9 protein-coding genes are annotated in these 11881 nt (G+C 59.9%); 1 reads left to right on the top strand and 8 read right to left on the bottom strand.

Annotation, left to right across the window (positions count from 1 at the left end; translation table 11 throughout):
- The 5 genes from IC235_RS21815 to IC235_RS21795 all read right to left on the bottom strand — a co-directional run.
- Positions 1-278: hypothetical protein (locus tag IC235_RS21815; RefSeq protein ID WP_191007336.1), on the bottom strand; the 278-nt coding region annotated here is incomplete at its 3' end.
- Between the two features lie 1123 nt (positions 279-1401).
- Positions 1402-3252 (bottom strand): ABC transporter ATP-binding protein, encoded by a 1851-nt coding sequence (locus IC235_RS21810; RefSeq protein ID WP_223847478.1) that lies wholly within the window; start codon positions 3250-3252, stop codon positions 1402-1404.
- A 108-nt stretch (positions 3253-3360) separates the two neighbouring features.
- The gene (locus tag IC235_RS21805; RefSeq protein ID WP_191007335.1) at positions 3361-3843 is read right to left on the bottom strand and encodes an energy transducer TonB; all 483 of its coding nucleotides are present in this window, start codon (positions 3841-3843) and stop codon (positions 3361-3363) included.
- Between the two features lie 7 nt (positions 3844-3850).
- Positions 3851-5353, bottom strand: coding sequence for a sodium:solute symporter (locus tag IC235_RS21800; protein WP_191007334.1), 1503 nt, complete (start codon positions 5351-5353; stop codon positions 3851-3853).
- Positions 5354-5527: 174 nt separating this feature from the next.
- On the bottom strand, positions 5528-6541 hold the full coding sequence (locus tag IC235_RS21795) for an MBL fold metallo-hydrolase (RefSeq protein ID WP_191007333.1): 1014 nt from the start codon (positions 6539-6541) through the stop codon (positions 5528-5530).
- A 393-nt stretch (positions 6542-6934) separates the two neighbouring features.
- On the opposite strand from IC235_RS21795, the gene IC235_RS21790 reads away from it, so the two are divergent.
- On the top strand, positions 6935-7975 hold the full coding sequence (locus IC235_RS21790) for a cyanophycinase (RefSeq protein ID WP_191007332.1): 1041 nt from the start codon (positions 6935-6937) through the stop codon (positions 7973-7975).
- A gap of 117 nt (positions 7976-8092) precedes the next feature.
- Here IC235_RS21790 and IC235_RS21785 read toward each other — a convergent pair whose 3' ends face one another.
- From IC235_RS21785 to IC235_RS21775, 3 genes are all read right to left on the bottom strand, one after another.
- The gene (locus IC235_RS21785; RefSeq protein WP_223847477.1) at positions 8093-8917 is read right to left on the bottom strand and encodes an ATP-binding cassette domain-containing protein; all 825 of its coding nucleotides are present in this window, start codon (positions 8915-8917) and stop codon (positions 8093-8095) included.
- Entirely contained in the window at positions 8917-9693 is a 777-nt protein-coding gene (locus tag IC235_RS21780) for a nitrate ABC transporter permease (protein ID WP_191007331.1), read from the bottom strand. The genes IC235_RS21785 and IC235_RS21780 overlap by 1 nt, the downstream gene beginning before the upstream one ends.
- Before the next feature lie 152 nt (positions 9694-9845).
- Positions 9846-11624, bottom strand: coding sequence for an OmpA family protein (locus IC235_RS21775; RefSeq protein WP_191007330.1), 1779 nt, complete (start codon positions 11622-11624; stop codon positions 9846-9848).
- Positions 11625-11881 lie beyond the last annotated feature (257 nt).

Here is an 11881-nt window from a genome sequence, read left to right as displayed (position 1 = left end):
CTGGCCGCGGTTCGGAAGATACGCTGACCCAGGTACCACAGCCCGGCCTGAATGCGCTTGTTGGTGGCCAGCAGAAATAGTACGAACAGCGTCCCCAGCCCGATGCCCAGCTTGACGGTATCGAAAACCATGTCGACTAGGAAGGGTAAAATCTGGCCCCAGAAGTACACTGCGGCGCCTACCAGGCCGGCGAGAACCACGCGGCCGGCAACCTTTTCCGGCTGCTGCCACTTGGGCAGGCTGGTATCGTTTTCAGAGGAAGAAAGTAAGGAATTCATGGATGTAGGTAATGGGGTAGTGATGAAGCAATGAGTTGGTGGTGGAGCAGGCGTTGTCGGCCGTTTGGTGGAGCAAGGGCCTGCTTAAGCTGGTGCCCGCCGTGCTGTTCACCAGCTTGGGTTAAGTGCCGAATTCCTGGCTATCGTGGGCCAGCAGGGGCCCAATGCGGTTGAGGCGTCGCTACCCAGCTTGCGCAACGAGCGGCGCTGGGTTCCCGGCGGAGTCGGCCAGCGGGGCCGCGGCAGTGGGCGGGCCGGAGTAGCAGCCCGGGCTGGGATAGGCTTATCTTCTAAAAAGCCCTGGGCGGCTTTGGGGAGGTTGTTCAGGCTGGGCATAACAGCTAGTGGTTGGTAACTTCCACCTCATGCCAATACCAGTGCCGACTTGGTCAATGATTTCCTCTGAATTAAGTTAGTATTTTGACTATCAGGTAAATAATAAAAAATCCAGACCTGGCAGCCGGTCGAATAAGGACGGGATTTTTTCAAAATGGAAAGACTATTTTTCAGTTTAGTAAGAAATCCAACAGGAGGGAGGTAACCGCAACCGATTAGAGAAGCCTCCCCCTAGCCAGCCAGTCAATGCGCGGAGTTTATCAGTGCCGTAGTCGCGTAGTCAGATTCGGGATCCACAATTGCCGCCTCAACGGTCCCAGCGCTTCTTAGCTCATCGTGTGGTCATCGGCTGACATTTTAACTACCACCAACTCCTAGTAAACTCCCCCTTATGAAATGCTTATTCGTAGCCATGGATTTGTACTGGCCAACTCTGCAGCCCACGCCCAGGCATAATGCAGAAGGGCACCCCAGCGGGTGCTTAAGTAAGGAGAGCAGCAAGAAATTCTACTAGCCCCGCCCAGACGTAATACAGAAGGCCACCCGCAGGGGTGGCCTTCTATTAGCTTGCGCTGGCAAGGTGTGACTGGCGGTTTCGCTCCTCTCCTTCGCGTTTTCGCCCGGCTTCGTCCTTTATACTCAGAGCAATTTTCCGTCCTGTATCCCATACTTGGCTCCCCTCTTCTGTGGCTTCGCGCCTCAAGCGAACGGGGGCCCGCCCTACCGGGTACGACCCCGTAGGAGTCACGTGAGGTTTTCCGCCCGGTACACTGACCTGAGAACCGCCCTAGGTCAGCTCAAACTGTAGCTTCAGCAGGTTCGCGTACAGCCCGTTCTCGTTATCGGCCAGTTCCTCGTGCGAGCCTTGCTCCACGATCTGGCCGCCGTCGATAACCAGAATCTTGTCCACTTTGCGAATGGTGCTCAAGCGGTGGGCAATAATGATGGACGTACGGTCTTTCATCAGCTCATCCATAGCGCCCTGCACCAGCTTTTCGCTCTCGCTATCGAGGGAGGACGTGGCCTCATCCAGAATCAGAATGGCTGGGTTTTTCAGGATGGCGCGGGCAATGGCCACGCGTTGGCGCTGCCCGCCCGAAAGCTTGATGCCCCGCTCGCCAACCACCGTGTCGAGACCTTCGGGGAAGGAGGCGATGAACTGCCAGGCATTGGCCTTGCGGGCCGCAGCCGTGATTTCGGCGTCGGTCGCATCGGTTTTGCCGTAGGCGATGTTCTCGCGGATGCTGCCGCCGAAGAGCAGCGTTTCCTGCGGCACGATGCCGACGTGGCGCCGAAATTCCGTCAGGTCGTAGCTGCCGATGGGGCGCCCGTCGATGAGGATCTGCCCGCCGCTGAGCTCGTAAAACTGCATCAGCAAGCTGACGATGGTGCTCTTGCCCGCGCCGCTGGGGCCGACCAAAGCTATTTTTTCGCCCGAGGCAATGGCAAAGGAAATGTCTTGCAGCACCGGCAGGTCGGGCCGCGTGGGATAGCGGAACGCCACGTTGCGGTATTCGATGTTACCCTGCACCCGCAGCGGCGCCTGCCCGGCAGCAAGGGCCAGATGCGTGGGCTCGCTGGCCTCTTCCAGGATTTCGAGAATGCGCTCCGACGCTCCCAGCGTACTCTGCAGCTTGCCGTACATCTCGCCCAGGCCCCCCACGGAGGCACCCACAAAAGTGGTGTAGATGATGAACGACACCAGTTGGCCGATTTCCAGGTGGTCGGGGTCGGAAATGGGGGTGTGCACCAGCATGGCCCCGCGCCACAGCACCAGGATGATGCCGCCAAACAAGCCAATAATAACAAACGAAACGAACGCGCCGCGGTACAGATTGCTGCGTAGCGCGGCGCGCACCGCTTTGTTCAGCGAGAAGTTGTAGCGCCCGATCTCAAATAGCTCATTGGTAAAGGCCTTGACGGTGTTGATGGCCTGCAGGGTTTCTTCCACGATGACGTTGGTCTTGGCCAGCTCCTCCTGCGTGATTTTCGACTGCTTGCGAATCTTGCGGCCGAACACGAACGCCGCCAGCACCAGCACCGGAAACGTGGCCAGCATAAACAGCGACAGCTTCACCGACGTCACCATGATGAGCACGGTGCTGACCACCAGTGTCATCACTTGCCGAAACAGCTCGGCCAGGGTAAGCGAAAACGTATCCTGAATCGTGCTCACGTCCGACGTAATGCGCGAGGTGATGGCGCCGACGCGGTTTTTCTCAAAAAACGGAACCGGCAGGCTCATAAACTTGGCATAGAGCGCCTGCCGAATGTCGCGCACGGTGAATTCGCTCACCTGCGTGAAAAACCAAATGCGCCCGAACGAGAAAAATCCCTGAAACACGATTACCCCGAACAGCAGCAGCGCAATGCGGGTAATGGTGAGGTCGAGGCCGCCGGGCAGGGTGAAGGCCTTGCCATTGGCCGCGTCAACCAGCTTACCCGCCACCCACGGAAACGCCATAAACGTGGCGCTGCTGAGCGCGAGCAACACCATGCCAACGATGAACTTGGCCCGGTAAGGCAGCACGTAGCGGAAAATCCGCAGGCCCCGCTGGAAGGCTTCTTTGGTAAGCTTGGGTTTGGGAGCATCGGCCACTAAGTCGGTGCCGCTGGTGTTCATTCCACTACGGGCCATAAGTCAGGTAGTAATCTGCTAGTTATAATACGGCAAGCACGCTCGCCGGGCATGAATCCCGCATGAAGCTGCCCGGGCCGCGCCCAGACGAGTGCCTTAGCTCGCGCCCTAACGCCTGCGCCGGAATTGGCCTTGCTCGACTTTGATTTCGCCCGCGCCCCCGAAAGGCACGGGCAGTTGAATGAGGACAGATAAGGGCCGGCCCCGCCGCATGGCTGGTTGCCAGCCCGTAAGCAGCGGCACCACCCGCAAGGCCTCGGCGTCGCACTCAGGCGACAGCGACTTGGCTATCACCGGGTTGCTTACCGACCCATCGGCGTTCACGGTGGCCGTGACCAGTACCGTTCCACTTAGCTGCTTGACGCGCGCCGCCTCCGGATATTTTACGTGCTCCAGAAAAAACAAGCCCAGGGCCTGTTCGCCACCCGGATACGTCGGGGCCCGGTCGGGCCGGTTGGCCGCCGAGTGGGCCTGAACCTGCATGTTACCCCGCTGCAGTACGATGGGGGCCGGGGCGGCCGGAGCCGGTAGCTGCTGGGCCAGGGCCGCGGGGGCGGCCAGCAGCAGCAACAGGAGAAGAGAATTGCTCATATGAGGGTTAAACCACCGCCGTCGCCGTCGGGTTCACGGTGGGCGCGCGCGATATAGTCAACAGGCCCAAATACACCAGCGTGCCATTCAGCAGCAGGATTTCGAAACCAAACTTGTAGCCGTTCAGCCATTCCACCGAGTGCGACACGATGAGCCAGGTGAGCAGCACCGCCGTCGTGCAAGCGGGGAGCACCAGCCGGTCGCGCAGCCGCCGCTTGGTGAAGATGCCGAACGCAAAAAGCCCGAGCAGCGGCCCGTACGTGAAGCCGGCGGCCTTATACACGGCATCGATCAGGCTCTGCTCGTTGATGATGCGGAAGATGAGGATAATGCCGATCAGCACCACCGACCACCCCAGGTGGGTAAGCTGCCGGAGCCGCGTCTGCTGGGCTTCCGGGTAGTTCTTGATGTCTAGAAAATCGACGCAAAACGACGTGGTCAGCGCCGTGAGAGCCGAATCGGCCGAGGCGTAGGTGACGGCGATGATGCCCAGAATGAAAATAACGCCGGCCGTAATCGAAAACTGGGTGGTGGCCAGGTACGGGAAAACCTTGTCGGTGTCGAGCGTGCCTTTCAGGTTCAGCAACTGGGGCAGCTGGTCGAGCTGCAGGCCGCGCGCCGCGGCGTACTTGTACATGAGCACGCCCAGGGTCAGAAACAGGATGTTAACGCAAACAATCACCGGCGTGAACCAGAACAGGTTTTTCTGGGCCTCCCTCAGGCTGCGGCAACTCAGGTTCTTCTGCATCAAGTCCTGGTCGAGCCCGGTCATCACGATGGTGATGAACATGCCCGAGGCAAACTGCTTCCAGAAAAATTTGTCGTCCCGCAAATCCGGGAAGTACACTTGCGCCATCGAGCTCTCCCGCACCGAGCTGACCAGCTGCTGAAACGAGAAATTCAAGGCATCCGCCATGAAGTAGATGCTCAGCCCCACGCAGCTCAGCATGGCCAGCGTCTGAAAAGTATCGGTCCAGAGAATGGTTTTCAGCCCCCCCTTGAACGTGTACAGGTAGATGAACAGGATGCTGACGACCACCGTAACGGCAAACGGGACGCCCATGGCATCAAACACGGCCAGTTGCAGCACGCCCGCTACCAGGTACAAGCGCAGGGCCGACCCCAGCGACCGCGAAATCAGAAAGAACAGCGCCCCCGTTTTGTAGCTCCAGTAGCCAAATCGCTGCTCCAGGTAGGAGTAGATCGACACCAGCCGCAGCCGGTAGTAGAGCGGCAGCAGCACGGTGCCGATTACCACGTAGCCGGCCACGAAGCCCAACACCACCGCCAGGTAGCTCCAGCTTTTGCCATACACGTTGCCCGGCACCGAGATAAAGGTTACCCCCGACAGAGAGGTACCAATCATGGCGAAGGCCACCATGTACCACGGCGCGTTACGGTTGGCCACGAAGAAACTCTCGCTCGTGGCCCCGCGCGAGGTAAGAATGGCAATGAGGATGAGAACCGCGAAGTAGCCCGCAACCAGGCTCAGAACTAAAGTTGGCGACATTGTTAAGCTGTTAGCTAGAAGCGGATAGCTGGTAGCTCTTTTGGCCCCAGCTTCGCAGGAAGGAGCAAAGCTAACAGCTACACCCGAGCTGTCAGCGCACCGACAGCTCGGGTGTAGCGGCCCCCGCGCTGTGCTGGTCAGCCGCCTGGTACTGGTGGCTGATCAGCAGAAAAACTACTCCCAATCGCGCCAGGGCAGCACTTCTCCCACGGCGGGGGCGTGCAGCTCGCCACGCAGCATGCCGCTGGCCGCTATTTCGGTGAACTGCCGCAACGGCTCCGACGCGGGCTCGTCCGATAAGCTGAAGGTGCCGTGGTGCATGGGTACCACGTGGCCTGCCCGCAGAACATTCGCCGCCTTGGCGGCTTCGTGCGGGTTCAGGTGGCTTTGGGCCATCATATAGGCCGGCTTGTAGGCGCCAATTGGCATCAGGGCGATGTCGATGGGCCCGAAGCGGTTCTCAATGGCTTCGAAATGGTCGCCGTAGGCCGTATCGCCGGCAAAGTAGATGAGTTTATCGACCGCTCGGATCAGAAAGCTGCCCCACAGCACGCGGTTCACGTCGGCCAGGCCGCGGCGGTGCCAATGGGCAGCGGGCAGGTAAATGATTTCCAGCGGCGCCCCGGGGCCCAGGTCGTATTGCTGCCACCAGCCCGCTTCCTGCACCGGCAGGGCCGGCGCCATGCCGCGCAGCAGCGGCCCCATTCGCAACGACGACAGCACCCGCAGCTGCGGATTTTGCCGGGCCAGCAGGCGGATGGATTGCTCGTCCAAGTGGTCGCGATGGCCGTGCGAGAGCAGCAGGTAGTCGATGTTTCGGATGGCTTCCCGGGGGCAGGGGAGGGCGTGGCGAGGGCGCAGCTCCACCGAGCTAAACAGGATGGGGTCGAAGAGCAGCGTTACCCCGGCTACGCGCAGCAGGAAGCTGGCGTGGCCCAGCCACACCAGCAGGTCCTCGGTAGTGGAAAAAGCCGCGGCGCAGTCCACCACGGCGGGCGCCCAGGTGTCGGCTTTCTTTTCTGCCTTCTGGGGGTTAGCGGTGAGCTGCCATTTCAACACGGTGGTAAAACGGGGCTCATACAGCTCTTCGCCGTTGGCGAATTTATTGCCGAAGAGCTTGTTGCCGGGGTAGCCTGGGCGCACCGTGGCCAGGGCCTCGTTGCGAAGGTAGGAAATGCGCTTAGCCATGGGGCCGGTGGTTAGTAAGGAACAAAGCTCGCCAATGCCGGCTTTGTTTAACGTACCTCTCGTGGTCAAGCGTAGGCTCCGGCCTCGCGGCAGTCATTAGAGCCGTTCTCGGAAAAGAATTAAAAATTAAAAATGAAGAATTAAAAATGTGCTGGTCCATTTTTTAATTTTTCATTTTTCCGACGGTGAAAGGCGATTATAGCGCCTGACCAAGACCGTTCGGTGAGGACATAATTGCGTGCGGAATAGCTTTTAATATAGATTTGATATCATAATACGGCTTTGATTATCAAATTATTAGCCCTGCTCTATACCGTTGAGGTTAATCGACTATCTTGCCGTGGGTAGCCCGGCTAGCCACTTCCTTTCCTTCACCTCAATTCTACCTATCTTATGCGTCATTTGTTGATTTTTGCTACTGCCGGGCTGGCGTCGTTAGCCGCTTGCCAAGCCGATTCTCCCGCCGTGTCGCCCGCGTCGACGAGCTATCCGGCCCCCGCGACGGGCTCGCTCGGCCTGGTGGGCGATGCGGCCGACGTGAGCCGCCCCACGATGGGTGGCAACGTACTCATGGGTGGCGGCACCGACGTAGATGCGGCCTTTCAGTGGATGATCAGCAAATCCGGGGGCGGTGATTTCCTCATCCTGCGGGCCACGGGCACCGATGCCTACAACGCCTATGTGTACGGCCTGGGGGGCGTCAACTCCTGCGAAACCTTGCTCATCAACTCCCGCACCCTGGCCAACGATCCGCAGGTGGAAGCCAAAATCCGGGGAGCCGAAGCCGTGTTCATCGCCGGGGGCAACCAAGCCAACTACGTCAATTACTGGAAGGATACCAAGCTTGAGGACGCCCTTAACTACGTACGCAATACCAAGCAGTGCCCCATCGGCGGCACCTCAGCGGGCAATGCCATTGAAGGCCGCTACTACTACAGCGCTCTCAATTCGACGGTCACTAGCTCCGCCGCCCTGGCCAATCCCTACGATTCCAACATCACCATTGGCGCCAACGATTTTCTCGATACTCCCTACCTGACTAACACCATCACCGATACTCACTTCAACAACCCCGACCGCCGGGGGCGGCTCGTCACATTTATGGCCCGCATGAGCAAGGACGACGGCATCGTGCCGCGGGGCATTGGCCTCGATGAGCTCACCGCCCTGTGCATCGACGCCAACGGGGTGGGCAAGGTGTTTGGCACGGGCACGGCCTTTTTTCTGCAGCAAAACGGCAGCAGCAACTACCCCGAACGATGCGTGTCGGGCAGCTCGCTCGATTGGTACCGCAGCCAGCGCGCCGTGACCGTTTACAAGGTTCCGGGCACCGCCACCGGTACAAACACGTTCGACCTCAGCACCTGGACCGGTACCGGGGGGAGCGCGCAGTACTATTACGTTAACCGCGGCTCACTCGCCATCTCGTATTGATTGCCAGAGCCCGAGCGTTTACCGGCTTGCTTAGGCGCCGCAAACCCTTCGAGCCCCGCCCGGAATATTCCCGATGAACATCACCGAGGATATTTCGGGCGGGCTCGTCGGGCCAAGTCAGCTCTTGCGAATTTCGTCCTTCAGGTGCTCCAGCAACTGCACAAATTCAGGCTTGGCCTGAATGCCAGGTTGCCAGGCCAGGCCCATCTCGGCCAGATTATACTGATGATTCTTGGTGATGGTAGCGCCCACGATGCACTGCCCCGCGGCGTCGCGCTCCGGGCCTAGCAGCCAAAGCGTATCCGAAAGTGCCGTGGTGGTGGCCAGGTCGTGCGAGACGATGACGACAGTGTTCAGCTCATCGAGCGCGGTTACTTCCAGAATGATTTTCTTCACCTCGTCAATCATGGCAATGTCGAGCCCCGAGAACGGTTCGTCCAGGATGATGAGATGCTCGGAGCAGAGCAGCTGCTGGGCAATGGCCGCCCGCTGACGCTGCCCACCCGACAGCTGTGCCGGGTACTTCCGGCGGTGCTGGGCTAAGTCGAAACGATTCAGAAAGTCTTCGGCTTTTGCCTTCGCTTCGGCGGGGGCATGCTTGCGGGTGGCGGCCACCAGCAGGTTGTCGAACAGCGTGCGGTGGTTGAAGAGAGGATAGCGTTGCTGTACGAAGCCCACGTCGCCGGCCTCCACGGGCCGCTGGGGGTTAGCAACCAGCACCGTGCCCGTACTGGGGGGCAGCAGTCCAGCAATGATGCGGCACAGCACCGACTTGCCGATGCCCGAGCGCCCGTAAAACCCCACCACCTGCCCCTGGCTCATGCCCGGCCGCACCACGTTGAGCACGTCGAGGCTGATGTCGCGCAATACCACTTCGCCTCCAAACTGCATCGAAATATTCCGTAGCGTCAGAACGGGCTCTTGATAAGAATAGTCGGGCATTATTTGGCCACAGAAAGTTGAGCGTAGGGAAAGAAGACGCGTCGGAGCAGAGAGAAGACATAGTCCTGGGTGGCGCCGGTGGCCAGAATCACGAGCTGAATGGCCAGCACGCCGTCCAGGTGCAGGTAGCGGTTCTGCTTGTAAAGCAGCAGGCCAATGCCGCCCTCGGACTGATACAGGGTCTCGACCAGCGTGATCAGGGTCCAGATGATGGCGAAGTTCTGGCGCACAACCTCGAGCATGTCGGCCAGCTTGCCACGCACAACTACTTCCAGAAAGCTGCGCCACTCGCCCATGCCCAGGGTGCGGGCGTGGTCCATTTCTTCCTGGGAGGTGCTGAGCATGACGCTGGTCATGCCCGTGACCAGGTAGACGGTGGCGGCGAAAACGAGGACGGCGAGCTTGACCTGGTGGCCGGAGCTGAGCAGCAGGGCCATGAAGAAGGTCAGGCCGGTCAGGGTGAGGTAGCGCATCTTGGAGGCGGCATAGGCCAGGGGGCGGAAGAAGGGCAGGGCGGTGAGGTAGGCCAGCAGCAGGGCCAGCAGGGTGGCCAGGGCCAGGGCGCCGAGGGCGCAGGTGAGGCTGGCCCAGAGTTCTTGGAGCAGGCCCTGGGTGGTGAGCAGGTCTTGCAGGGCGGCGAGGACCTCGCCCAGGCTGGGGAAGAGTTGCAGGGGGTAGAACAGCCACAGCAGCAGCAAGAGCAGGACTTGGGCACCGACCATGGTGAGGAAAACCTTCGGCTGCGGCTTGGCGTTGGGGGCAAACAGCTCTTTCATAGGGCAAGGTTTCGCGAAACCGTAAGGGAAGTTTCGCAAAGTTTCAACGGTGAAGAGGCTTTCGCGGTAGCCAGAAAGGCAGATTTTATGAAGTCTACTCAGCCATTTCGCCTTCGCAAAACTTTGCTTTTCCCCTTCGCGAAACTTGGCGCTTAGTTGCCCAGCACGATTTCCACGCGCCGGTTTTTGGCTTTGCCTTTGGCCGTGGCGTTGCTCACTAGGGGCTCGGTGGCGCCGTGGGCGTACACCTGCACCCGGCCCTCGGGGAAGGCGCTGGAGCTCTTGGCTTCCAGCCAGCGGCGCACGGACATGGCGCGGTCCTCGCTCAGCTGCTGATTGGCTTGTGGGTCGCCGGAGTTGTCGGTGTGCCCGTGCACGGCCACTTTCAGGCTGCCCGCCACCACGAGGTCGTCAAAAAGCGAGTTCAGCTCTTTTTCGGCCGAGGACGTGAAAGTGCTCTTGCCGCTGTTGAACTCAATGTTCCAGGCGCGCTGGCTCACGTTGCGCCGGATTTCGTCGCCGGCGGCAAACTTCTGGGTTTCAGCCGGGGCCACGGCCTTGCCCTTGTATTGGGCTTGCAGCTTCTGCAGGGGCGCTAGGTCCAGCATGTCGGCCAGGGGCACGTAGCTGGGCAGCTCTTTGGGGTAAAGCTTGCTTTGCACGTCGCCAAAGGCTTTGTAGACCGACGCGTAAATGTTGGTGCCGCCTTCGTTGAGACCGAACAAGGCCAGGTTGTCGGCGAAGTTGAACACCTTGCTGCCGCCCAGTTCCACCACGTTGCCGTCGCGGTCGGCCTCGGCCACGCCCTTGTAGTACTTCAGCCAGTAGGCGCCGGGCTTATCCTTGTCGCCATATACATCGGCCGAGATATCGGCGGCGCGGGCTAGTGCCTCGGGGTGTGATTTCACCTGGTCGCCCGCAACGGAGTGGGCCAGGATAATGCCTTCCACTTCCTTGGGGTGAGCGTCGTACCAGCGCTTGGTGGTCACCATAATGTTGGGCATCTGGTTCGAGTAGTCTTTGGTCGACACGATGCTCACCAGCCCGCCCTTCTGCTTGGCAATGTTCACGTCGCCGGGCGTCCAGGTGGCCACAGCGTCGGCCACCACGTCCACTTTCACGCCGGTGTTCTTGCCGTCCACAATTTTATCGCGGCTTTCGGGCTTGCCGAGGATGTACTTCTCCGCCGCCACCAGAAAGTCGCTGGCGGCCATGAAGTTGACGGCCTGAGGGTCGTAGGTGGTCTCGTCGGGGTTCACCTTCAGGCCGTTATCCGAGCACCACTTCAGGGCAATGTTCTGGTCGCCGTCGCGCAGGTAGCAGGCCACGGTTTTGCCCAGGGCCAATTTTGGATTGTCGAGCCATTCCTTCGGGCCCATCAGTTTGTCTTCGCCGAAGCTCTTGCCTACCGAGTAGGGGATGATTTGCAGCTGGGTGCCGGCCTTCTTTAGCTCCGTTTGCACGGCCGAAAACCCCGGCAAGCCATCGCCCATGATGCTCACAATCAGCCCCGGCGTGGCGGGATTATTGGAAAGATCGACGGCGTTCTTCACCAGGTCCGCCTGCATCTTGCTCACGTCGTCCTGCCGCACGATCTGCATATTCAGACCATTTGCGGCCATGGCCGAGCCGGTAGTGGTGCGGGGGCCGCCGTTGGCCAGCATGCCGGCCATCTGGCTGTTCCAGGCCATCACCTCCCAGGTGATGGGCGTGCCTTTACCAATGGGGGCAGCGCCGGGCAGCGGGGCCAGCGGCACGACAGTGTTGATGCCGGAGCTGCCCGTGGCGGCCGGCAGCTCAATTGAGGTGAGCAAGACCGACGGCGTGTCGGCTTTCTTAAAGAGGAGGTTGCTGGAAGTTAATTTATTAATGCCAAAATACAGGCCTACCAGGAGGATAATGGCAATGAGGACTTTACCGCGAGTGGTCATGAGAAGGGTTAAAGCTGTTGGTTCGCCGTTCCTTCCTGCAAAGAGGAGAGAGACGCAAAATCCATAAAATCAAAAGACGGGTACGTTCAGATGTTAGTCAAGCAGCTTGCCGTAGGCATCGTCGGTGGCCTTGCTGGTGGCCGCCGCGCTCATGCGCGGGGCCGGCTCATTATCCATAATGGCATTAAAGTCGCCGTTTTGGTATTTGGCGAGGAGCCGCTGCCCTTTCTCGCTCATGACGCCGTTCTGGATGTCCA

The organism is Hymenobacter montanus, assembly GCF_014699115.1.
Taxonomy (GTDB): Bacteria; Bacteroidota; Bacteroidia; order Cytophagales; family Hymenobacteraceae; genus Hymenobacter; species Hymenobacter montanus.
Note: the sequence above shows the minus strand (reverse complement) of the source record. Positions and strands in the feature narration are given on the sequence as shown.

Excerpts from the sequence above, each read along its gene's own strand:
- IC235_RS21810 (WP_223847478.1), bottom strand. The coding sequence starts at position 3,252 with ATGGCCCGTAGTGGAATGAACACCAGCGGCACCGACTTAGTGGCCGAT.
- IC235_RS21805 (WP_191007335.1), bottom strand. The coding sequence starts at position 3,843 with ATGAGCAATTCTCTTCTCCTGTTGCTGCTGCTGGCCGCCCCCGCGGCC.
- IC235_RS21800 (WP_191007334.1), bottom strand. The coding sequence starts at position 5,353 with ATGTCGCCAACTTTAGTTCTGAGCCTGGTTGCGGGCTACTTCGCGGTT.
- IC235_RS21795 (WP_191007333.1), bottom strand. The coding sequence starts at position 6,541 with ATGGCTAAGCGCATTTCCTACCTTCGCAACGAGGCCCTGGCCACGGTG.
- IC235_RS21790 (WP_191007332.1), top strand. The coding sequence starts at position 6,935 with ATGCGTCATTTGTTGATTTTTGCTACTGCCGGGCTGGCGTCGTTAGCC.
- IC235_RS21785 (WP_223847477.1), bottom strand. The coding sequence starts at position 8,917 with ATGCCCGACTATTCTTATCAAGAGCCCGTTCTGACGCTACGGAATATT.
- IC235_RS21780 (WP_191007331.1), bottom strand. The coding sequence starts at position 9,693 with ATGAAAGAGCTGTTTGCCCCCAACGCCAAGCCGCAGCCGAAGGTTTTC.
- IC235_RS21775 (WP_191007330.1), bottom strand. The coding sequence starts at position 11,624 with ATGACCACTCGCGGTAAAGTCCTCATTGCCATTATCCTCCTGGTAGGC.